At 58.5% G+C, this 21,486-nt stretch carries 20 protein-coding genes; 3 read left to right on the top strand and 17 right to left on the bottom strand.

From position 1 onward, the window contains the following. Positions 1 to 367: 367 nt before the first annotated feature. The 7 genes from GOW09_RS04795 to purC all read right to left on the bottom strand — a co-directional run bounded on the left by GOW09_RS04795 (position 368) and on the right by purC (position 7,164). Positions 368 to 1,702 (bottom strand): sigma-54 dependent transcriptional regulator, encoded by a 1,335-nt coding sequence (locus tag GOW09_RS04795; RefSeq protein ID WP_050603452.1) that lies wholly within the window; start codon positions 1,700 to 1,702, stop codon positions 368 to 370. A 12-nt stretch (positions 1,703 to 1,714) separates the two neighbouring features. Continuing rightward, on the bottom strand, positions 1,715 to 3,397 hold the full coding sequence (locus GOW09_RS04800) for an ATP-binding protein (protein WP_371807735.1): 1,683 nt from the start codon (positions 3,395 to 3,397) through the stop codon (positions 1,715 to 1,717). Positions 3,398 to 3,529: 132 nt separating this feature from the next. Beyond that, positions 3,530 to 4,198, bottom strand: a complete 669-nt coding sequence (purQ, locus tag GOW09_RS04805) for a phosphoribosylformylglycinamidine synthase subunit PurQ (protein ID WP_171116059.1) — start codon at positions 4,196 to 4,198, stop codon at positions 3,530 to 3,532. Positions 4,199 to 4,209: 11 nt separating this feature from the next. Further along, positions 4,210 to 5,253 (bottom strand): zinc-dependent alcohol dehydrogenase family protein, encoded by a 1,044-nt coding sequence (locus GOW09_RS04810; protein ID WP_171116061.1) that lies wholly within the window; start codon positions 5,251 to 5,253, stop codon positions 4,210 to 4,212. A 4-nt stretch (positions 5,254 to 5,257) separates the two neighbouring features. Next, a complete protein-coding gene (purS, locus tag GOW09_RS04815; protein WP_117872765.1) occupies positions 5,258 to 5,488 on the bottom strand; it encodes a phosphoribosylformylglycinamidine synthase subunit PurS in 231 nt (76 codons plus the stop codon). Positions 5,489 to 5,603: 115 nt separating this feature from the next. Next, complete coding sequence (locus tag GOW09_RS04820) at positions 5,604 to 6,269, bottom strand: MarC family protein (protein WP_171116063.1); 666 nt, start codon at positions 6,267 to 6,269, stop codon at positions 5,604 to 5,606. A 139-nt stretch (positions 6,270 to 6,408) separates the two neighbouring features. Next, complete coding sequence (gene purC, locus GOW09_RS04825; RefSeq protein WP_117869044.1) at positions 6,409 to 7,164, bottom strand: phosphoribosylaminoimidazolesuccinocarboxamide synthase; 756 nt, start codon at positions 7,162 to 7,164, stop codon at positions 6,409 to 6,411. 187 nt (positions 7,165 to 7,351) lie between these two features. Here purC and GOW09_RS04830 point away from each other — a divergent pair, with 187 nt between their 5' ends. Both GOW09_RS04830 and bmt read left to right on the top strand, forming a co-directional pair. After that, entirely contained in the window at positions 7,352 to 7,669 is a 318-nt protein-coding gene (locus GOW09_RS04830) for a DUF1476 domain-containing protein (protein WP_152457893.1), read from the top strand. A gap of 121 nt (positions 7,670 to 7,790) precedes the next feature. Then, the gene (gene bmt, locus GOW09_RS04835; protein WP_171116065.1) at positions 7,791 to 8,804 is read left to right on the top strand and encodes a betaine--homocysteine S-methyltransferase; all 1,014 of its coding nucleotides are present in this window, start codon (positions 7,791 to 7,793) and stop codon (positions 8,802 to 8,804) included. Between the two features lie 11 nt (positions 8,805 to 8,815). On the opposite strand, the gene GOW09_RS04840 is transcribed toward bmt, so the two are convergent. From GOW09_RS04840 to GOW09_RS04885, 10 genes are all read right to left on the bottom strand, one after another. Next, on the bottom strand, positions 8,816 to 9,592 hold the full coding sequence (locus GOW09_RS04840) for an enoyl-CoA hydratase-related protein (RefSeq protein ID WP_171116067.1): 777 nt from the start codon (positions 9,590 to 9,592) through the stop codon (positions 8,816 to 8,818). A gap of 75 nt (positions 9,593 to 9,667) precedes the next feature. Continuing rightward, positions 9,668 to 10,123 carry a cytochrome c-type biogenesis protein gene (locus GOW09_RS04845; RefSeq protein ID WP_171116069.1) on the bottom strand — a complete coding sequence of 152 codons (456 nt, stop codon included), beginning with the start codon at positions 10,121 to 10,123 and terminating at the stop codon, positions 9,668 to 9,670. Further along, complete coding sequence (locus GOW09_RS04850) at positions 10,120 to 12,084, bottom strand: heme lyase CcmF/NrfE family subunit (protein ID WP_171116071.1); 1,965 nt, start codon at positions 12,082 to 12,084, stop codon at positions 10,120 to 10,122. The genes GOW09_RS04845 and GOW09_RS04850 overlap by 4 nt, the downstream gene beginning before the upstream one ends. 75 nt (positions 12,085 to 12,159) lie before the next feature. Then, on the bottom strand, positions 12,160 to 12,738 hold the full coding sequence (locus tag GOW09_RS04855; protein ID WP_171116073.1) for a holin family protein: 579 nt from the start codon (positions 12,736 to 12,738) through the stop codon (positions 12,160 to 12,162). Continuing rightward, positions 12,729 to 13,340: a holin-associated N-acetylmuramidase gene (locus GOW09_RS04860; RefSeq protein WP_171116075.1), complete on the bottom strand. Its 612-nt coding sequence runs from the start codon at positions 13,338 to 13,340 to the stop codon at positions 12,729 to 12,731. The genes GOW09_RS04855 and GOW09_RS04860 overlap by 10 nt, the downstream gene beginning before the upstream one ends. A gap of 118 nt (positions 13,341 to 13,458) precedes the next feature. After that, positions 13,459 to 13,905, bottom strand: a complete 447-nt coding sequence (gene ccmE, locus GOW09_RS04865) for a cytochrome c maturation protein CcmE (RefSeq protein WP_171116077.1) — start codon at positions 13,903 to 13,905, stop codon at positions 13,459 to 13,461. Positions 13,906 to 13,912: 7 nt separating this feature from the next. Then, positions 13,913 to 14,941, bottom strand: a complete 1,029-nt coding sequence (gene argC, locus GOW09_RS04870) for an N-acetyl-gamma-glutamyl-phosphate reductase (protein WP_171116079.1) — start codon at positions 14,939 to 14,941, stop codon at positions 13,913 to 13,915. 94 nt (positions 14,942 to 15,035) lie between these two features. After that, positions 15,036 to 15,845: a glutamate racemase gene (locus tag GOW09_RS04875; RefSeq protein WP_171116081.1), complete on the bottom strand. Its 810-nt coding sequence runs from the start codon at positions 15,843 to 15,845 to the stop codon at positions 15,036 to 15,038. Positions 15,846 to 15,853: 8 nt separating this feature from the next. Continuing rightward, on the bottom strand, positions 15,854 to 16,732 hold the full coding sequence (locus GOW09_RS04880) for a lysophospholipid acyltransferase family protein (protein ID WP_171116083.1): 879 nt from the start codon (positions 16,730 to 16,732) through the stop codon (positions 15,854 to 15,856). 78 nt (positions 16,733 to 16,810) lie between these two features. Continuing rightward, entirely contained in the window at positions 16,811 to 20,230 is a 3,420-nt protein-coding gene (locus tag GOW09_RS04885; RefSeq protein ID WP_171116085.1) for an indolepyruvate ferredoxin oxidoreductase family protein, read from the bottom strand. Positions 20,231 to 20,399: 169 nt separating this feature from the next. Here GOW09_RS04885 and GOW09_RS04890 point away from each other — a divergent pair, with 169 nt between their 5' ends. Continuing rightward, the gene (locus GOW09_RS04890; protein ID WP_171116088.1) at positions 20,400 to 21,308 is read left to right on the top strand and encodes a LysR family transcriptional regulator; all 909 of its coding nucleotides are present in this window, start codon (positions 20,400 to 20,402) and stop codon (positions 21,306 to 21,308) included. Positions 21,309 to 21,486 lie beyond the last annotated feature (178 nt).

Below are 21,486 nucleotides of genomic sequence, written 5' to 3' on the forward strand. Positions count from 1 at the left end.
CGTTGCGCGCGCGTCATCGCGGTTCTTCTCCGACAGGCGCGTCTGAACGCAGCCTGCCCATTTATTCCTTTCGCCCAGTGATCCCGGGCTCAGGTACTCCACTGCCCCTTGAGGGGCATAATCGGTCTGCTGAACCGCGAGGTCTTGACCCTCACCAACGGATCAGCAGCGAAACTCAAAGATTCGGGACTTGCAGGCGTCAAAATCGCCCGGCCCGTTCCGACACAATAAAAGCAACCCTGTGGAAAAGACAATGGGCAAACTGCACTCCGCCACCAACCAGCGCAACGGATCCCCTTCATCTGGCCAAAAATATCCCGGGGGAGGCGCCATAGGCGACGGGGGCAGAGCCCCCAAATCGCATCGCTTACAGATAGTCCGAACGCTGAAGGCCGTATTTGGCCATCTTCTCGTTCAGCGTCCGGCGAGGAAGGCAAAGCTCGTCCATGACTGACGCAATAGAGCCTTTGTGCCTGCGCATCGTATTATCAATCAGCATACGTTCGAACGCTTCGACATATTCCTTCAACGGCTTGCCCTCGGTGGTCATCACCGGCTGCATCTCTTCGTGATCGGACATCAACAAAGACGCGATGGTGCCCGAGCCACGGCGCGATTGCAGAACCGCCCGTTCGGCAATGTTGATCAACTGACGCACATTGCCGGGCCAAGGGGCCTGCAACAATTGCGCAGCCTCCTGCGCGCTCACCTGGGGTGCATCACAACCGTATTCTTCGGCAAACTGCTCACTGAGACGGGTGAACAGGGTCAGGATATCTTCGCCCCGCTGCCGCAGTGGCGGCATGGTGATGCGCAGTGCTGCCAGGCGATAGAACAGGTCCGGGCGCAGAACGTCTTCCGATGTCTTTCCCGCCTCCTGCAAGTTCGAAATGGCAACGATCCGGGTCTCCGCAGGTGTGCCCTGCTCGTTCATCACGCTCAGCAGCTTGGCCTGCAACGTATCGCTCAACGCTTCCACATCTTCCAGAACCAGCGTACCGCCACGCGCCTCTTCGATGGCGGGCAGTTGCGCATCTTCGGGCATCATGGGGCCAAACAGACGCTTGGCCAGTGCGTCTTCTTCAAGCGCGGCGCAGGACACCAGAACAAACTTCTTGCCGGCACGGCTGCCAACGGCATGAAGCGCGTGAGCCACAAGCGTTTTCCCGGTACCGGTTTCACCGTCGATCAACACATGGCCGTCAGCCTGGCCGAGATCCAGAATATCCTCACGCAGCCGCTCCATGACCGGGCTGGCACCGATCAGCTTGTTCATGATCTGGGTGCCGCCGGACAGTTCGCGCCGCAAGGCGCGGTTGTCCAGAGTCAGACGGCGCGCATTGCTGGCGCGTTTGGCCAGTTCGGACATTCGATCGGGGTTGAACGGTTTTTCAAGGAAGTCGAACGCGCCAACGCGCATCGCTTCAACCGCCATCGGCACGTCACCGTGCCCGGTGATCATGATCACCGGCAAGGTGCTGTCAGCCCCCATCAACTTTTTCAGAAGCTGAATGCCATCCATACCCGGCATCTTGATGTCCGAGATCACGATCCCCGGATAATCCGGCCCCAGAACCTTGAGCGCGTCTTCCGCGCTGGCAAAGGTTTCCGTGTCATATCCGGACAAAGCAAGCCATTGGCTGATCGATTGGCGCATGTCCTGTTCGTCATCCACAATGGCGATTTTCATGGCCTGTGCCATAGTCATTCCTCGTTATTCCGCGGCCTCAAGGCCGTCGCTTCCCAGTGCTGGCAACTGCATTTCAAACACCGCGCCACCGTATTGGCCGTTGCGCGCAGTCAGCCGTCCCCCATGGTCGTTCACGATCCCCGACGAGATGGCAAGCCCCAGGCCCACCCCGTCTCCGGGCTGTTTGGTGGTGTAGAACGGCTCGAACAGGTTCTCGATATCCTCGATCCCATGCCCGTTGTCGCGTACCGTCAGGACAGCCGTGTCACCCGCCGCCAAGATGATTTCCACATCCGGCTCTGCCACTGATTTGGTGGCGTCCAGCGCATTGCGCAAGAGGTTGACCATCACCTGCTCGATCCGCATCCGATCCCCCATCACCACCACTGGTTCTTCCGGCAGGATCTGGGTGATCTTCACATGGCGCTGACGCAACTGCGGCTCCATCATCGACAAGGCCGAGGCCAGCGCTTCGCCAAGATTTACAGGTGAAAACGCATCTGCCCCCTTGCGAGCGTAAGATTTGAGCTGCCGCGTAATCGCCCCCATCCGCTCGATCAGACCATCGATGCGACCGAAACTTGCAAGCGCTTCTTCCGGCCGGTTTCGACGCAACAGCAGACGGGCGCCGGCCAGATAGGTTTTCATTGCAGCCAGAGGTTGATTCAGCTCGTGACTGACCGCCGCTGACATCTCACCCAGAGCTGCAAGTTTCGAGCTTTGAGCAAGGGTCTGTTCGGCCAAATCCAACGTCTTTTCAACCCGTTCGCGTTCAGCGATTTCCCGCTGTAGCCTGGCGTTCAATGCGCGAAGCTCTGCCGACTCGCGCTGAAACAGGGTCATGCGCAGCGTCGCGCGTCGGCTCAGCGCGTAGAACGCAAGCGCCAGAAGAATCGCAAAGCCCATGATCTCGAGCGCCAGAACACTGTTCACTTTCTCGCGGATCGAGGCATAGGTCGTGAAAGATGTCATTTGCCAGCCGCGGAACGGGATGCGCGTTTCCAGACGCATCACGGCCTCGCCTTGCAGGTAGGCGTCAGGTGGCAAAGCGGTCCAATCGGTCGTCGCGCGAATGGCCCGCTGGATCGCCCCTTGCGGCGGTTGACGCAGCAGGGCCGCCCCCTCATCCAGACCCCGCCAGCGCGGTTCGGTGGACAGAATGATGGTTCCGGTGCTGTCAGTGACCATCACCGCATCCGAAATACCGGCCCATGCCTGCTCAAACTTTTGCAGATCAACTTCGACAACGATCACGCCCAGTATTTCCGCACTGTTTTCAAGCCGGCGGGAATAGACAAAGCTGTATCCGCCGGATTCCTTGGGAATAACGGAAAAGATCGTCGCGTTTGACCGGATCGCGTCCACAAAATACGGAATATTCCTGTGCGCCTCGCCCAGCCTGTTCCGATCCGTCGCCGCAACCGTTCGCCCGTCACCATCCAACAGCATCAACGACGCCGCACCGATTTCCTCAACGAACGAAATCAAACGCTGCGTCGACAACGAATAGTCCCTGGATTGCAGCGCCGAAATCAGTGTCGGGTCCCGCGCCAGCAACTGGGGCACGATCGAGTTGCGGCGCAGTTCGCTCAGCAAATTGCCGGAATACAGCGCAAGGCGAAGCTCGGCCCGGTTGCGGGTGGATTCGGTGAACCTGTCGGTCAACAAGCGGTTGGTGATCCAAACCGTTGCGATTGTTGCCACCATCAATACAATAACAGCCAGCCGCAGCCGCCACCCCAACGGGGCGCCGCGAAAGGGTTTCAGCAGCTTTGACCAGCCTGATCGCACGTCCGAGTTCATGATCAGACGTTACGCGCGGGCGCGCGTGACCTCAAGTCACGCCGCTTCAAACACACCTGACAATGCGCGGAACAGCGCCGCCCCGTCGGTGCCGCCATGCCCTTGATCGGCCGCGCGCTCGGGATGCGGCATCATACCCAGAACACGACGGTTTTCGGAAAGGATCCCCGCGATATCACCGACCGAGCCGTTGGGGTTCTCGGTATAGGTGAATGCGATCCTGTCCTGATCTCTCAACGCCGCCAGCGTTGCGTCATCCGCGAAATAGTTGCCGTCGTGATGCGCAATCGGAATACCGATCACGTCGCCTGCGTTATAGCCACCGGTAAAGACGCTGTCGCTGGTTTCGACCTTCAGGCCCACAGTCTTGCAGATGTATTTCAGCCCGGCATTGCGCAGCAGCGCCCCCGGCAGGATACCTGTTTCCGTCAGAACCTGAAATCCGTTGCAGATCCCGACCGCATAGCCGCCGCGTTCGGTGTGGTTGACCACGGCCTTGCAGATCGGCGACTGCGCAGCGATTGCACCGCACCGCAGATAGTCACCGTAAGAAAACCCGCCCGGAACGCCCACGATATCAACACCGTCCGGCAGCGCCGCATCCTTGTGCCAGACCATGTCGACCTGAAAACCGGCCTGCTCAAAGGCGACCGCGAGGTCTCGGTCACAGTTTGATCCGGGGAAAACGATTACGGCTGCGCGCATGGCGGGCCCTCCTACGAGACAAAATCGGTGACGACCGCAACGCCCGGAGGAGTTGGATGGTCAAAGGCGGCAAGCTCGGCGCTCACCTGGTTGAGAGATATTTTTCGCGTGACCAACGGGCTCAGGTCAATTCCACCGCCCGCGATCAGCGACAACAAAGACGGATAGCGCCAGCTTGGCATTCCGCGTGTGCCAAAGACGGAAAGCTGGCCAGAGTAAAGCACATTCATCGGCAACGCCATCTGGGTGTGATCTCCGGCAGGCATCCCGATCTGCACCATGCGCCCCATTTTGCGCAGGGAACGCATCGCGGAAACGGTCGTAGCTTCGACGCCAAGCGCCTCAATCGCGACATGGGCACCGCCACCGGTGATATCCTTCACCGCCTGGGGCGCATCGCAGGTTGCCGCATTGACCACCGCGTCAGCGCCCAGAGCCTTGGCATAGTTCAGTTTGTCATCCGTGATGTCGACAATTACCACACGTGCGCCAAGCGCCTTGCCCAGCAGCAAAGTGGATATTCCGACACCGCCGCCGCCGAAGACGGCAATCCATTCACCGCCCTGAACCTGTGCCCGACCGACCAATGCCTGCCACGACGTCGTCACGCGGCATCCCAAAGCGGCCGCGATGTCCGGCGCGATGCTGTCCGGCAAGGATGTCAGGTTCGCGTCAGCATGGGCCACCGCGACATATTCCGCAAAAGCGCCGTCACAGGTGAACCCCGGCACAACCTGATCCGCGCAGATCGTCTGATGACCCTGCGCACAATCCGGACACCGGCCACAGGCCAGAATGAAAGGCGCAATCACCCTATCCCCGACACGCCACCGGGTGACGCGCGCGCCGACGGAAACCACCTCGCCGCAATACTCGTGCCCTGGCGTCATGGGCAGGATGACGTCCGGGTCCGAACCAGACCACGCGTGCCAGTCAGACCGGCACACGCCGCAGGCCAGCACCCGCACGACCACGCCGTCTGCCGCCGGTGCGGGATCCGGGATCGTCATTACCTCAAGCGGCTGACGGTAGGTGATCAGACGCGCGGCCCGCATTCCATCAGACCAGTTCGATCTCGTAGCGTTCGATAACAGTGTTGGCCAAAAGCTTTTCGCACATCTCGGTCACATCTGCTTCGGTCGCGCCGTCGGCCAGTTCAAGGTCGATCACCTTGCCCTGACGCACACCTTCGACCTGATCAAAGCCCATTGCGCCCAATGCGTGCCGAACCGCTTCGCCCTGCGGGTCCAGCACCCCGTTCTTGAGCATCACATGAACCCGTGCTTTCATTTTGGCAACTCCACCTGCGGGCCGCAATCCGAGGCCCATTTCGTTGCGCGGGGGATAGCGCGCCAAATGGCTTTCGACAACCCTGTTTGCAAAGCAGTTTGCCGCAGCAATCCAACTATCCGCCTTCTTTGGCCAATCCCGGGTAATGCGCGTCAATTGCATGGAACGTGCCAGTCAGAACCATCTCGACCGCGACGGCGACCAGCAGGATGGCCATGATCCGGGTCAGGACGTTGATCATTGTCTCACCCAACAGGCGCGAGATCTGATCTGCAAACAACAATCCCAGCCCCACGATCGCGCAGGCAATCAGGATCGCCGAACCCAGCGTCACGATTTCGGCGCCGCTTGACAGTTGGTGCGAAAAAACGATCGTGATGGCGATCGTGCCCGGCCCGATGGTCAAAGGTATCGCCAGCGGTACGACCGCAAAATTCAGTTTCCGCTCGTGCCCGTCATCCATCGCGGCCTGATCGCCCGGCGGCCGGTCCTCGGCCTTCAACATCGACATCCCGATTCCGAAGATGATGATCCCTCCGGCAATCCGGAAAGCCGGCACATCAATGCCAAAAACCCCAAGCACCTCTTCCCCGATCACGACAGCGGTCAGCGCAATAACCGTAACCGAGATCATGACAACAACCGCAACATGCCGCCGTTCTGCCGCGGTGCAGTTTTTCGTCATGCTCAGAAAAATCGGGATGTTGTAAAGCGGATTGAAGATTGCAAGCACGGCGGCCAGAAACTTCAGAAACACTGTCTGATCAAACAGTTCCGCCATTTGACACCCATCCTGAACCTTTTGTGCCTGCCCGAGGCAAACATGCTGGGGAAACGAGAAACTGTCAATTTCAACCGCGAACGAAAAAGCGCCGCAAACACGGTCGCGGCGCTTTGGCAAACTTGTGGTCCGGCCGTTCCTAGTTGATCAGCGTCGGCTTGGTGACATTGTTGCTGGGCAGGACACCCAGTCGGCGTGCAACTTCGGAATAGGCGTCGGTCAAACTGCCCAAATCACGGCGGAACACGTCCTTGTCCAGCTTCTGACCGGTTTCGATATCCCACAGGCGGCAGCTGTCGGGGCTGATTTCGTCAGCAACGATCAGGCGCTGATAATCGCCTTCAAACACGCGGCCGATCTCGATCTTGAAGTCGACCAGACGAATGCCCACCGCCAGCATCACACCGCTCATGAAATCGTTCACGCGCAAGGCAAGGCTGAGGATATCGTCCATGTCCTGCTGGCTGGCCCAGCCAAACGCGGCGATGTGTTCTTCGGTGACCAACGGATCACCCAGCGAATCGTCCTTATAGCAGTACTCGACGATCGGGCGCGGCAGTTGCGTGCCCTCTGCAATGCCCAGGCGCTTGGACATCGATCCGGCGGCATAGTTGCGCACGATCACTTCCAGCGGAACGATTTCGCAGTTGCGAACCAGCTGTTCACGCATGTTCAGGCGGCGAATGAAGTGGTTCGGAATGCCAATCTGGGTCAGGCCGGTCATGAAGAATTCCGACAGGCGGTTGTTGAGCACACCCTTGCCGTCGATCACGTCCTTCTTTTCCGCGTTGAAGGCGGTGGCGTCATCCTTGAAATACTGGACGATCGTTCCCGGTTCGGGGCCTTCGTACAGAATCTTGGCCTTGCCTTCGTAGATTTTCTTGCGACGCGCCATAAGCGACCTTTCCACTCTGCACAGAGGGATTGAGTCCCCTCACGTTGGCGTCCTCATAGTCCAAGCACCCATTTCCCGCAAGTTCATGTACCCGAGAGGCTTTGACGCAGCGCAAATCCCTTGCGCATGGGACGTCGTATAGTCATATCATCAGGAAAGAAGACATAACCCAAGAGGTCCTTGCCCTATGACGACGTTCGACGAACGCGAAAACGCCTTTGAAGCCAAGTTTGCCCATGACGAAGAGATGCAGTTCAAGGCACAAGCCCGCTGCAACAAGCTTTTGGGTCTGTGGGCTGCTGAAAAACTGGGTAAATCCGGTGCCGACGCCGAAGAATATGCAAAGACGGTCGTGATTTCCGACTTCGAGGAAGCCGGGCACGAAGATGTCGTTCGCAAGGTTTCGGGCGATCTGGGCAACCTGTCCTCGGACGAGGAAATCCGCGCAAAAATGGCCGAGCTTCTGCCGGAAGCCAAGGCGCAGGTCCTGAGCGAGACCAACTGAGCCTAGGGCGTCCGACTCATGATCTTCATGAGTTTTATGAATTTGATTTGACGCCTTGGTCATGAGACACGGGGCGTCTCTTTTTTTAACGGCGTTTTGCGCCTTTTCCTGGAACAACCCTATGACAAACGCGCTGAGCAAGCTTCTGGAATCCAATGACGCCATTCTGGCCGATGGTGCCACGGGAACGAATCTGTTCAACATGGGCCTGCAATCTGGTGACGCTCCCGAACTCTGGAACGTGGATGCCCCGGACAAGATCCGGGCTCTGTATCAGGGGTCGGTTGATGCAGGCAGCGACCTGTTCCTGACCAACACATTCGGCGGCACGGCGGCACGGCTGAAATTGCATGACGCGCACAACCGCGTGGGCGAGCTGAACCGCATCGGCGCCGAGCTGGGGCGCGAAATCGCCGACAAGGCCGGACGACCTGTCGTCGTTGCAGGATCGGTTGGCCCGACTGGTGAAATCATGGAACCGGTCGGCAGCCTGTCGCACGCGGAAGCCGTGGAAATGTTCCACGAACAGGCGGAAGCGCTGAAAGAAGGTGGGGTGGATGTTCTGTGGGTGGAAACCATCAGCGCCCCCGAAGAGTTTCGCGCCGCCGCCGAAGCCTTTGCCCTGACCGACATGCCCTGGTGCGGCACAATGAGCTTTGACACGGCCGGACGCACGATGATGGGTGTCACATCGGCCGATCTGGCCCAGCTGGTCGAAACTCTGCCGAATCCTCCCATCGCTTTCGGTGCGAACTGCGGCACCGGCGCATCCGACATTCTGCGCACAGTACTGGGATTTGCCGCGCAAGGCACTGAACGCCCGCTGATTTCGAAGGGCAATGCAGGAATTCCGAAATACGTGGATGGTCACATCCATTATGACGGCACGCCCGAACTTATGGGGCAGTATGCCGCCATGGCGCGGGATGCCGGCGCGACCATCATTGGCGGGTGCTGCGGAACCATGCCCGACCACCTGCGCAAGATGCGTGAGGCGCTGGATACCATGCCTCGCGGCGAACGCCCGACGCTCGATCAGATCACTGATACGCTGGGTCCGTTCACATCCGCCTCGGACGGGACGGATGACGATGCGGCACCGGAACGCCGCACACGCCGCCGCCGCCGCGCATGATGTCAGCCTGATCAGCGCCCTTCGAATTTCGGAGGGCGTTTTTCCATGAAGGCCACGACACCTTCGGCAAAGTCCCTCGAACGGCCACATTCGCCTTGCAGGTGCGCCTCGGTCGCAAGCTGCTGTTGCAGAGTGTTTTCATACGTTCGGCGAATGGCTTGCTTGATCGCGCCATAGGCGGCCGTGGGGCCTTTTGCTAGATACTCTGCCCTCTTGCGCCAATGATCGGCGAAAGCGTCATCCGGCACGGCTTCCCAGATCATGCCCCATTCATCCGCCTGCTTTGCCGTGATCTTTTCGGCAAACAAGGCCGCGCCCATTGCTTTGGCCAACCCCATCTGACGGGGCATGAACCATGTTCCCCCGGCATCGGGAAGCAGACCGATACGGGCAAATGCCTGTAGGAAGTAGGCGCTTTCGGTGGCAATCACCACATCGGCACAAAGGGCAAGGTTCGCGCCTGCCCCGGCCGCCGGTCCGTTCACCGCGGCAATCGTGGGCACCGGGCAATTGTGGATCGTCTCCAGCATCGGTTCATATTCATCGCGCAGCGACCGTTCCAGATCGATCTTGCCGGTTGAAGACGCATCGCCCAGATCCTGCCCGGAACAAAACGCAGGGCCCGAACCGGTGATGACGACACAGCGCGCCTTGATCGCTGCATCTTTCATGGCGTGCGTAATCTCTGCCCGCATCTGGGTGGTCAGCGCGTTCATCTTGTCCGGCCTGTTCAGCGTCAGAACCGCCAGACCGTCTGCAATCTCCAGAGCAACCGTTTCGTAATTCATGAAAACCCTCCCGTCGCGCCATGTGTTTTTGCACACTTACTGGCCCGGACGGGACGGGAAAAGCAGAACCACGCGTCAGTCTTCAAGAATTTGACGCAGACGTTCTTTTTCGTCCTCACTCAACGCGGCAGAGTCCACCGAAGCACGGGCCTTGGCCCGGGTACGGAGAAAGTTCAACCCAACCGCGGCCGCGATCAACAGCATGATTGGCCCGGCCAGCCACAAAAACAGGTTCGAGCCGCTGGCAGTCGGTTTCAGAAGTACGTATTCGCCATACCTATCAACGATAAACGCGATCGCCTGTTCGTCCGTATCCCCAGCCACCAACCGTTCCCGCAACAACACGCGCAGATCACGCGCGAGATCCGCGTTGCTTTCGTCGATGCTCTCATTGCGGCACACGAGGCAACGCAGTCCGGCGCTGAGATCCCGCGCACGCTGTTCCAGTACCGGATCATCCAGAACCTCGTCAGGCTGCACCGCAAAGACGGGTGTTGCGAGCATCATCAGAATCAGAACAAGGCGTTTCATTCCGCAGGTACTCCGCCGACCGGGGTTTTTCTTGCGCCTGCGGCCACACGGAAGCGCCTGTCACACAGGCTCAGGACACCGCCAAGCGCCATCAGGATACAGCCGCCCCAGATCCAGTTTGCAAGCGGCTTGATATAGGTTCGCATCACCCAGCCACCATCTGCCTGTTGATCGCCGATCACGACGTAAAGGTCCCCGAGGAAACGATAATCGATCGCCGCTTCGGTCGTGGGCATCCGCGCAACGGGGTAGTCCCGTTTTTCCGGGTGCAATGTCCCGATCGGACGACCATTCTTTTCAACCAGAACATCCGCCGTGGTCGAAAAATAGTTCGGCCCCTCGACCCGACGGACATCTTGCAGCGTCAGCGTGAACTGTCCCACTTCGAAAGGTTGGTTGGGTTGGGCGACGCGAATATCCTCGTCCTCCCATGCAGTCAGGCCTGCAATGGCAAAGATGGTAACACCCAGCCCGGTATGAGCGACGGCTTTACCCCAATCCGCACCTGGCAGGCGGAACAAGCGTTTCAGGCTGCCGTTGCGCCCCGTACGGCTCCACAAATCAACGATGGCGCCAAATGTAATCCACGCCCCAAGGAACAGACCCACCGGCCCCAAAGCGCTGCGGCCGGTCTGCATCGCCCAAACCAGCAAGGCAATCGCCAAGGCCAGACCAAAGGCATAGCGCAGCGACCAGGCCGTTTTTCCAATCCGCCCGCGTTTCCACGGCAACATGGCCCCGATGGGAAGGATCAATCCCAGCAAAACCATGAAAGGAGAGAATGCAGCGTTGAAAAACGGCGCCCCGACCGAGAGTTTGCGATCAAACATCATCTCGGCCACCATCGGCCACATCGTACCGACAAAGACCACGAAACAACTGACCGCCAGCAGGACGTTGTTTACGATCAGCGCGCTTTCGCGGCTGACCATGCCGAAAACACCCTTGGCCTCCATCGCCTGCGCCCGCGCGGCAAACAAAGTCAGCGCCCCACCGATGAAAACCACCAGAATGAACAGGATGAACACCCCGCGTTCCGGGTCATTGGCAAAGGCGTGAACCGAGGTCAGCAGCCCCGAACGAACGATGAATGTTCCGATCAGCGAAAACCCGAAGGCAATGATTGCCAGCAGGATGGTCCAGCTTTTCAGCGCCTCGCGCTTTTCAACAACGATTGCCGAATGCAGCAGCGCTGCCGCCAGCAGCCACGGCATGAAAGAGGCGTTCTCAACCGGATCCCAGAACCAGAAACCGCCCCAGCCCAGCTCGTAATAGGCCCACCAGGACCCCAGTGCGATGCCGATCGTCAAAAACACCCAGGCGGCCAGCGTCCATGGGCGAACCCAGCGGCCCCATGCCGCATCGATACGCCCTTCGATCAGCGCCGCGATGGCAAAACTGAACGCCATGCTCAGCCCCACATAACCGAGATACAGAAATGGCGGGTGGAAGGCCAAACCGGGATCCTGCAACAGCGGGTTCAGATCTCGCCCGTCAAACGGCGCAATTGCCAGCCGGTCAAACGGGTTCGAGGTAAACAGAATGAAAGCAAAAAACGCCACGGCAATGGCAGATTGAACCGCAAGCACACGCGCCTTCAGGCTTGGGGGCAACCCGCCCCCAAAGAATGCCGCCATCGCTCCGAACAGCGTGACAATCAGCACCCAAAGCAGCATCGATCCTTCGTGGTTTCCCCACGTCCCGCTGATCTTGTAGATCATCGGCTTGGCCGAATGACTGTTTTCGACCACGATCCGCAGCGAAAAGTCCGACACGATGAAAGCCCAGATCAGCGCACCGAAGGAAAATGCAGTCAGCAGAAACTGGACGATGGCCGCAGGCTCGGCAAAAGCCATCCAGCCGGTCCAGTTTTTTGACGCACCGATCAGAGGCACCACGCTTTGCACGATGGCGACGAAAAAGGCGAGGATGAGGGCGAAGTGGCCAAGCTCTGTAATCATGCCCCGGAATATACTGCGAGGCCGAACCGGGGGCCATTAACTTTCGCACGATCCGAGGGCACATAGTGTCGCGGGTCAAAGCCCCCGAAGCTTGCGCCAATCGGTCAATGCTGGATTCGCATCAGGACGCGAGGCGTTCTGTATCAGGTTGGCATCAGGGCCGGGGTCGGCGACGCCCGGGCTGTCGCTGCGCATGGCCCGCACCGTTTCTATGTTCCCCATGACCGTCGGCAGGCGCTGCATGGCTGCGCCTATATCCCGCTGAAAATCCTGCATTTTGCTCTGATGGCGCGCGCCAAAATAGAAAGAGACAATCACGCCCAGCAACCACCAAAGAGGTTCCGGCACCAGCGCAATGCCCTGCATGCATTCAGCGAACCACAGCGGATCCACCATCGCGGCAACAAACAATCCCAGCGTTCCTAGTGCCAACGCCGGGCGCGGCAACCGGTTCACGCCATCCATGACGCGGTCGAACAGGCCTTTTTGAGGAACCACGAACTCTCGGCCGAACTGCATCATTGCCTGACTTTGCAACTCTGTCGCGCGCTCGGCACGGGACTCGGCGTTTTCCCGGTATATTTCAACCGTCTCACGCACAGCGTTGCGACCGCCCCCGAACAGCAGCGCCAATACCCCCGAGATCAACCCCATGCCGCAACCCTTTCCTTGAATTCACTTTCCGTCAGACGATAGCGTGGCGACAGAAACTCTTCGGCCCGTTTGATCCAGCCTCCTTTGCCACCGGATCGGGTGCGCGCGTATTTTCTGGATGCCGGTCGTTTGTCGGCCAGCCGAAAGTAATAGTTCCGCCGCGCCACGCCATACGCATCGCGCAACGCGTTGGGATCTGGTTGGGCAGCGTCTTCGCACGCCTGCGCCGTTTTCGCGCCGATCACGCCATCTGCCACCAAGTCAAACCCCATATCACGCAAAAGCCGTTGCAGGATTATTACTGCTTGCGCACCGGCATTGACGTACATGTCGAAGACAGGGGCATGCAGAACATCCGGCAACAGTGCGATGCGTGGCTCTTCAAAGTAGTGCTGAACAAAGATATCGACCGCCTCGCGCTGAGTAAGCGCCCGGACATCCGCCACGTCAACCAGCCCATCCCCCGTCAGATCCAATCCAAGCCGGCGCATCGTATGGATCGTGACACCGAACTTGGTTGCCCCGCCCGGATCGTCCGGGTCATTCACGTACCCGCCTTCCCGGCGCACAATTTCATTGGCAATCTGCCGAACCGTTTGCATAGCGCCCTCATTTCGTTGAATGGCGCTGACGATCCCGAAAAAGAATTAACAAGCCTGAACGACCGAGGGCGCTGCCCGCATCCCGCGCGCAACGCCCTCAACACGAATGTGGGTCAGGTCAGCTTTCTTCAGCCTCTTTGTACACGCCCTGCTCTTTCAACGCGTCCACGACTTCTTTCGGCATATAGGTTTCGTCATGTTTGGCAAGAATTTCAGTGGCTTCAAACACACCGTTCACGTAACGCCCGGTGCCGACCATGCCCTGATTTTCCGAAAACAGATCAGGCAGAACCCCAGTGAAAGATACCTTTACGCTTTCGCCGCCGTCGGTGACGACAAAATGTACGGTTTCGCCCTGCCCACGGATGATTGAACCTTCTTCGACCAGGCCGCCAATCCGAAAGACCTCGGTCGGCTTGGGTGGTTCGGCAATCACCTGGCTTGGCGAGCGGAAAAAGTTGATCCCGTCGCGCATGGCATAGCCAATCAACGCAGTCGATGCCACCAAGGCAACGACAGCTACCAGAATGACTTGTACTCGGCGACGTTTCTTGAGCGTTTTCATACCGTCCTCACGGAAATAACGGTGCCATCATCAGGCCCCGGGTTTCAGTCTCACCTAACATCAGATTGGCGTTCTGCAAGGCTTGGCCACTGCTACCTTTTGTCAGGTTATCCAGCGCCGCGATCACGATCGCGCGCCGTTCGATCCGGTCTGCCACAACACCGATATGACAGAAGTTGGACCCGCGCACGTGGTGGGTCGATGGTGTCTCGCCCATCGGCAGCATCTGAATGAAAGGCTCATCCGCATAAGCCTTTGCAAGCGTTTCATAGATGCTATTCGGGTCCCCTTTCACGTAGGTGGTGGCCAGAATGCCCCGGTTTGCAGGGATCAGGTGCGGAGTGAACTGCACATGAACCGTACGACCGGCCAGTGTGGAAAACTCCTGATCGAACTCGCCCAGATGCCTGTGGGTCCCGCCGACGGCATAGGCGTTGGTGCCCTCACTCAGTTCGGCGTGCAGCAGGTTTTCCTTCAGCGACCGCCCTGCCCCGGATACTGCGCATTTCAGATCCAGCACGATATCGTCCAGATCAATCACCCCGGCAGAAACAAGCGGCCGCAGAACGTATTGACCGGTTGCCGCGTTGCACCCTGTGCCCGCCACCAGCCGCGCGCCCCGGATTTCGTCGCGATAGAACTCGGTCAGGCCATAAACGGCCTCTTCCTGCTGCTCGAGAGCGGTATGCGGGTTTCCGTACCACTTTTCATATTCATCCGGGTCAGTCAGCCGGAAGTCAGCAGACAGATCGATGATCTTCAGATCCTTGGGCATAGCACTGATCACTTCCTGGCTGGTCTTGTGCGGAAGGGCACAAAAGCACAGATCGATCCGGGAAAAATCGATCTCGGAAATCTTGCAAAGATCCGGCAGGTCCATGTGGCGCAGATGCGGGAAAACCTGCGCCATGGTCATCCCCGCCTTGCGTTCTGCGGCCAGCGCGACGATTTCCATGTTGGGGTGTTCGGCGATCAGCCGCACCAGTTCCGCACCGGTATAGCCCGAAGCGCCCAGAATTGCGATTTTATGGGTCATGTCAGACCTCTTCTCAACGTGTGTCACATGTTACGACCGCCGATGCGACGGTCTTGAATTAATGAAAGCAGAGCGGCCGCGTCCTTGACCGAAGTCAGGCGGCCTCGAATGTGATTTGTCGTCGGAGGAACTGTGTCGCCCGATCGCTCACCACATTGGGTTTCCCCGTCGTCAGGAACCCTCCCGGGCCGTTACCCAGCATGTTGGGGTGGCGATGCAGATAATCCGCAAGGCTTTCCGCAACCAGCGCCCCCTGGCTGTAGACCTGCACATCAGGTCCCAATGCCGCCTGAAATACGTCAGCCATTAGCGGGTAATGCGTACAGCCCAGTATGGCCGCCTGCGGTTCAGGCATCTTGCGCTTAAGGGCTTCCACATGGCTGCGCACCAGCGCCTCGGCCAGGATCATGTCACCGTCTTCAATGGCATCCACGACGCCACCACATGCCTGCGCCTCGACATCCACGCCAATTGCCCGGAACGCCAGCTCGCGCTGAAAGGCCCGGCTGGATACAGTGGCTGGCGTGGCGAACAAGGCGACATGCTTGACCGCCACTTCGCGTGGGGGGGAATTGTCGCCCCATTGCCGTTCGGTCAGGGCCTCGATCAAGGGAACAAAGACACCAAGCACACGTTTGCCTTCGGGCACGCCCTCTTCCTGCATCCGGCGCAGCGCCGCCGCGCTGGCGGTGTTGCAGGCCAGAATCACCAAGTTGCAGCCGCGATCCCAAAGGTCCTGCACGGCCTTTCGGGTCAGCTGATAGATGTCCTCGGCATCGCGCACACCGTACGGGGCATGCGCGCTGTCCGCGTAATACAGGAAATCAACGTCAGGCAGACGTGTCTGCGCGGCGCTCAGGACGGTAAGACCGCCCAATCCGGAATCAAAGATACCTACTGCCATTAGCCCCTTCAGGCGCGATGCCGTTCCTCAAATTCATAGCCATAGTCATAAGACTTCAGCGGTGTCGGAGACAGCTCATACGTCGCTTTGCGCAGGAAATCCATCATCTTGCGCGTATCCTTGCCCAGCGGATCCAGAATGTCGCGCCCGATAGGCGTGCCAATCACCACTTTGACCGGAGTATCGACACGTTTTTTGAATTCCTTGATCAGCAACCCCATGCGCAGGGTGTTGTGCATATGGCTAGCAATCTGAAACAGACGTGACGTGTGCCCGTCGAAGAACACCGGAACGACGGTGGCATTAGATTTGGCCACCATTCGGGCCGTGAAACCGCGCCAACCCGGATCCATGGGATGCGCGAACGGATTGACGCCGGTGCTGACCGTACCCCCAGGGAAAATCCCGATCGCGCCGCCATCGCCAAGGTAATTCAATGCGGTCTTCCGCGTATCCAGATTCAGTTTCACCGCTTCTTTCGTTTCATCAAACGAAACAGGCAAAACGATACGGTTCAGGTCTTCGGCCTTGCGGAAAACGCGATTTGCGAGAATCCGGAAATCACCACGGGTCTGGGACAATATATGCCCCATCATCAGCCCATCCAGAATTCCATATGGATGGTTTGCAATCAGGATAAGCGGACCTTCCTTGGGGATATTCGCCAGTGCGCCACGAACGACATCCAAGGTCAATCCATAGCGATCGACCATGACCGACCAAAAATCCCGACCCTTTGCGACTTCTTGTTCGTATCCGTCGGCCCGTTTGATCAGACGCAACCGTCCCGTGGTGTTCTCCATCAGCCTGATGACCAACCGCCCCCCCTTGGTTTCGGCGGAATGCGCATACGAGATGTCACGAACGACATGACGACGAGAAGACATGAAGGGCTCCGTTTTGCTGCCCGCAAAATAAGTACAAGCAACAGGTTTGACCAGCTATCGTGACACCCTTGTGACGAATTACTCTGCCGCAGCTTGCAATTCAGGCCCACCGCTGCGGATGACGGCCAGCAGCTCTTCTCGCCGTTTCGCAGCCTTGGCCTCATTTTCCCGCAGTACCGGCCCAAATCCGCGGATATCCAGCGGCAAACGGGCCAGGGCGGCAATCGCATCACGGGTGTCCTGCGACACCAGGGGCAGAACCTCGCGCATGTCCTTTTCATACTGTCGGATCAGGGCGCGCTCCATCTTGCGTTCGGATGAATACCCAAAAATGTCCAGTGGTGTGCCGCGCAATGCCTTGAGTTTGGTCAACAGCTTCAATGCAGTCAGGATGGATTCGCTGAAGGCACGCTTTTTCGGCCTGCCATTGCTGCCTGATCCGCCGAATATCGGCGGGGCAAGGTGAAAGGTCATCTTGAAATCACCATCAAACTCGGCCGCCGCTTTTTCCCGACTGGTCAGCAGAAGGCGCGCAACCTCGTATTCGTCCTTGTACGACAACAGCTTGTGATACCCTTTTGCCACCGCTTCGCGCACATGCGCGTCCTCGACACTGTCCACCAGCTTGCGGTACCGCCTGGCCAGCCGGGCGCTTTGATATTCCGTCAGGTGCTGCGCGCGAAACGCGATGATCTGATCCAGTGTCTTAGGCATCTCAGCCACGGTCGGCGCAAGGATGGATTGCACGTCTTCCGGGTGCAGAACCGCCCAACGTCCAATATCAAACGCACGTTTGTTGCGTTCGACCGCCGTGCCGTTCAATTCGATGGCCTCAAAGATCGCCTGATGGCTGACCGGCAACAGCCCGCGCTGCCAGGTCGCGCCGAAGATCATCATGTTGGAATAGATTGAATCCCCCATCACCGCGCGCGCCAGTTCGGTCGCATCAAACAGCGAGACATCTTCTTTCAGCCGCGCTTGCAGGGCCAGTTCCAGCTGATCCGCCGGAATGCGGAACTCGGTATCACGCGTGAAGTCGCCCGTCACCGTTTCATGGCTGTTCACGACGGCCCCCGTACGTCCAGTGCGCGTCAGGCCCAACGTCTTTGCGCCGGCCGAGACCACCAGATCGCCGCCGATCAGCGCGTGGGCCTCGCCAGTGGCGACGCGAATCGCGCTGATATCCTCGGGGCGGTTGGCCAATCTACAGTGTATGTGGACTGCGCCGCCTTTCTGCGCCAGCCCCGCCATTTCCATCATGCCCGCGCCTTTTCCGTCAATCTGCGCCGCCTGCGCAAGGATGGCGCCAATGGTGACGACACCCGTACCGCCAACGCCGGTAATCACGACGTTGTGCGTGCCGGTGATCTTCGGCAGATCTGGTGTTGGCAAATCTGGCAGATCAATTTCGGTCGTCGCCTCTTTGCGAATTTTCGCGCCCTCAAGCGTCACGAAAGACGGGCAGAAACCGTTCAAGCACGAGTAATCCTTGTTGCAGCTCGATTGATCAATGGCCCGCTTGCGGCCTAGCTCGGTCTGTTTGGGAACGATCGACACGCAGTTTGACTGTACACCGCAATCGCCGCAGCCTTCACAGACATCGGTGTTGATGAACACACGCTTGTCGGGATCGGGGAATGTCCCGCGCTTGCGGCGGCGGCGCTTTTCGGCAGCGCAGGTTTGTACATAGACGATGACCGATACGCCCTCGATCTCGCGAAACTTCTCCTGCACCTGCATGAGGTCGGCACGCTCGTATGTCTGAACGCTGGCGGGCAGAGCCTTGAAGTTGACGTCCTCTTTTTCATCGTAAACCAGAGCCACCTCTCGGACACCCATTGCCTTGACCTCGGCAACGATCCGTTCGGCGGTCAGGTCGCCCTCATTCTCCTGCCCGCCGGTCATGGCAACCGCGTCGTTGAACAGGATCTTGAAGGTGATGTTCGTTCCTGCGGACAACGCAGCCCGGATCGCCTGAACGCCGGAATGGTTGTACGTGCCATCGCCAAGGTTCTGGAATACGTGCTTGGTCGTTGAAAACGGAGCCTCACCGATCCAGTTGGCGCCTTCCCCACCCATCTGAGTGAAACCGGTCGTCTCGCGATCCATCCATTGAACCATGTAGTGACAGCCGATACCGGCATAGGCGCGGCTGCCTTCCGGTACCCTTGTCGAGCTGTTATGCGGGCAGCCGGAACAGAAATACGGAAGCCGCGTTGCTATTTCCTGTGCGTTGTCGGCCCGGCGCGCTTCTGACAAAGACGCCAGCCCGGCCCGGATACCATCGGTCTCGCGCCCCTCTTCAATCAGGATCTCGCCCAGCTTTTCAGCGATCATGATCGGGTCAAGCGCACCGCGCGTCGGGAACAGTTCTTCGCGGTGCAATGTCCCGGCACCGCCTTTGTACCAGCCATAGACCCGCCGTCCGCGCCGGTCGTCAAAGATGGCCTCTTTGACCTGAACCTCGATCAGCTTGCGCTTTTCCTCGACTATCACGATCAGGTCCAGCCCCTCGGCCCAGTCGTGGAATCCGGCCATATCCAGCGGGAAAGTCTGCCCCACCTTGTACGTGGTAATCCCCAGACGCTCGGCCTCGGCTTCGTCGATATTCAGAAGCGAAAGCGCATGTGTCAGGTCCAACCAGTTTTTGCCCGCCGCGACAAAGCCGATCTTGGCGCCGGGTTTGCCCCACATCCGTTTGTCCAGCTTGTTGGCGTGTGAAAACGTTTCGGCCGCGAACCTTTTGTAATCGATGACGCGCGTTTCCTGCATGTGCGGCGTGTCGCCCAACCGGATGTTCAACCCCCCTTCCGGCATGTCGAATTCAGGGATGACCATTTGCATCCGGTCCGGACTTCCATCCACGACCGAAGTGACTTCGATCGTGTCTTTCATCGTCTTCAGACCCACCCAGACACCCGCGAAACGGCTGAGTGCAAATCCATAAATTCCATAGTCGAGGATTTCCTGAACGCCAGCGGGGCTGACGATCGGCATGTACATGTCGACCAGCGACCATTCCGACTGATGCAGCACCGTCGAGCTTTCGCCGGTATGGTCATCGCCCATCGCCATGAGCACACCGCCATGTTTGGCTGTCCCTGCCATGTTTGCGTGGCGCATGACGTCACCGGACCGGTCAACGCCCGGTCCCTTGCCATACCAAAGCCCGAAGACCCCATCGAATTTGCCGTCGCCGCGCAGACCCGCCTGCTGGCTGCCCCAAAGCGCGGTAGCCGCCAGGTCTTCGTTCAAACCGAACTGAAACGTGATATCGCTTTCGGCCAGAGGCTTTTGGGCCCGCATCATTTGCTGATCCACTGCCCCCAAAGGCGACCCGCGGTATCCGGTGACCAATCCTGCGGTGTTAAGGCCCGCTTGCCGGTCTCTGGCCTTTTGCATCAGCATCAAGCGCACAAGCGCCTGCGTTCCATTCAGAAGAACCGGGTTTTTCTCAAGATCGAACCGGTCGTTCAGCGTTATCTGTGGCTGGCTCATCAGACGTCTCCCCTCGTCAGATCAGTGTGCTTTACTTGGGTTCATTTTAGGTCATAATTTCTGACCTGTATAGAATTTATCCACTGATATGTAACGATTTCGTCCTTTGAATGTAGAACTTGTTACCTATTTCATATAGGGCTTCTGAAAGATAACGAAAGTTGCGGTGATGGATTGGGACAAGCTTAGAATATTTCACGCGGTGGCCGATGCGGGCAGCCTTACGCACGCCGGAGACAAGCTGAACCTGTCTCAATCCGCCGTAAGCCGACAGATCCGCGCATTGGAAGAGTCTCTGGATGCCACCCTGTTCCACCGTCACGCGCGGGGACTGATTCTCACCGAACAGGGCGAGTTGTTGTTTGACGCCACATCCGCCATGTCGAAACGGTTGGATGCCGCAGCCGCACGTATTCGGGACAGCGAGGAAGAAGTCTTTGGTGTTTTGCGTGTCACAACGACCTTCGGCTTTGGAACACTCTGGCTGGCACCGCGCTTGCCGAAACTATATGAGCAATACCCGGACCTGAACATCGACCTGATGCTTGAAGAACGCGTTCTGGATCTTCCGATGCGCGAAGCGGACGTCGCCATCCGCATGAAAGAGCCCAGCCAGGCTGATCTGGTGCGCAAGCGCCTTATGACCGTTCAGATGATGTTGTATGCAACCCAGGATTATATCGAAAACCACGGCGGCATGTTGCAGTCCCTGGAAGAGATCAAGGACCACCGTCTGATTTGTCAGACCCCTGCGGCGCCGCAGGTTGGAGCCAGTGCCGCCATGGTGCGCCACCTGATGACCTATAATCCCGGGTCCTTGCTGACTGTGAACAACTATTTTGGTGTGCTTCAGGGCGTTTTGCACAATCTGGGCATCGGTGTTCTGCCCGATTATGTCACTCAGGATTTTCCGCACCTCGTGCCCATCCTGTCAGACATCGAAACCGCAGATGTTCCGGTTTATCTGGCCTACCCGGAAGAATTACGGCATTCAAAACGCGTTGGCGCGTTTCGGGACTTCGTGCAGGACGAAATCATCGCACAGCGTAAGCAGCTGAAACAGATGGGAAAACTGTAGCTATGCGCAAATAGCATAACGGACATGAAGTGATCACAGAGTTAATTGCCTTGAACGTTCACAAACTGACCCCTAAATGAGCACTCGAAGGCGGTGATGCTGAAACGCTCATCATCTTCATACCTCCCTGTTGGACTACGGCCGAGCTTATAGCTCGGCCTTTTTTTTGGCTGGACCC

It is taken from the genome of Ruegeria sp. HKCCA5463 (assembly GCF_013034175.1).
In the GTDB taxonomy this organism is placed as follows: domain Bacteria; phylum Pseudomonadota; class Alphaproteobacteria; order Rhodobacterales; family Rhodobacteraceae; genus Ruegeria.

What these genes read in the sequence shown, in the direction of transcription:
- GOW09_RS04810 (WP_171116061.1), bottom strand. Translation starts at nt 5,253, where the DNA reads ATGCGGGCCGCGCGTCTGATCACCTACCGTCAGCCGCTTGAGGTAATG.
- GOW09_RS04860 (WP_171116075.1), bottom strand. Translation starts at nt 13,340, where the DNA reads ATGCAAACGGTTCGGCAGATTGCCAATGAAATTGTGCGCCGGGAAGGC.
- purC (WP_117869044.1), bottom strand. Translation starts at nt 7,164, where the DNA reads ATGGCGCGTCGCAAGAAAATCTACGAAGGCAAGGCCAAGATTCTGTAC.
- bmt (WP_171116065.1), top strand. Translation starts at nt 7,791, where the DNA reads ATGACAAACGCGCTGAGCAAGCTTCTGGAATCCAATGACGCCATTCTG.
- GOW09_RS04855 (WP_171116073.1), bottom strand. Translation starts at nt 12,738, where the DNA reads ATGGGGTTGATCTCGGGGGTATTGGCGCTGCTGTTCGGGGGCGGTCGC.
- GOW09_RS04800 (WP_371807735.1), bottom strand. Translation starts at nt 3,397, where the DNA reads ATGGTGGCAACAATCGCAACGGTTTGGATCACCAACCGCTTGTTGACC.
- GOW09_RS04795 (WP_050603452.1), bottom strand. Translation starts at nt 1,702, where the DNA reads ATGGCACAGGCCATGAAAATCGCCATTGTGGATGACGAACAGGACATG.
- GOW09_RS04875 (WP_171116081.1), bottom strand. Translation starts at nt 15,845, where the DNA reads ATGGCAGTAGGTATCTTTGATTCCGGATTGGGCGGTCTTACCGTCCTG.
- GOW09_RS04850 (WP_171116071.1), bottom strand. Translation starts at nt 12,084, where the DNA reads ATGATTACAGAGCTTGGCCACTTCGCCCTCATCCTCGCCTTTTTCGTC.
- GOW09_RS04890 (WP_171116088.1), top strand. Translation starts at nt 20,400, where the DNA reads ATGGATTGGGACAAGCTTAGAATATTTCACGCGGTGGCCGATGCGGGC.
- purQ (WP_171116059.1), bottom strand. Translation starts at nt 4,198, where the DNA reads ATGCGCGCAGCCGTAATCGTTTTCCCCGGATCAAACTGTGACCGAGAC.
- GOW09_RS04880 (WP_171116083.1), bottom strand. Translation starts at nt 16,732, where the DNA reads ATGTCTTCTCGTCGTCATGTCGTTCGTGACATCTCGTATGCGCATTCC.
- GOW09_RS04885 (WP_171116085.1), bottom strand. Translation starts at nt 20,230, where the DNA reads ATGAGCCAGCCACAGATAACGCTGAACGACCGGTTCGATCTTGAGAAA.
- GOW09_RS04845 (WP_171116069.1), bottom strand. Translation starts at nt 10,123, where the DNA reads ATGAAACGCCTTGTTCTGATTCTGATGATGCTCGCAACACCCGTCTTT.
- ccmE (WP_171116077.1), bottom strand. Translation starts at nt 13,905, where the DNA reads ATGAAAACGCTCAAGAAACGTCGCCGAGTACAAGTCATTCTGGTAGCT.
- GOW09_RS04840 (WP_171116067.1), bottom strand. Translation starts at nt 9,592, where the DNA reads ATGAATTACGAAACGGTTGCTCTGGAGATTGCAGACGGTCTGGCGGTT.
- purS (WP_117872765.1), bottom strand. Translation starts at nt 5,488, where the DNA reads ATGAAAGCACGGGTTCATGTGATGCTCAAGAACGGGGTGCTGGACCCG.
- argC (WP_171116079.1), bottom strand. Translation starts at nt 14,941, where the DNA reads ATGACCCATAAAATCGCAATTCTGGGCGCTTCGGGCTATACCGGTGCG.
- GOW09_RS04820 (WP_171116063.1), bottom strand. Translation starts at nt 6,269, where the DNA reads ATGGCGGAACTGTTTGATCAGACAGTGTTTCTGAAGTTTCTGGCCGCC.
- GOW09_RS04830 (WP_152457893.1), top strand. Translation starts at nt 7,352, where the DNA reads ATGACGACGTTCGACGAACGCGAAAACGCCTTTGAAGCCAAGTTTGCC.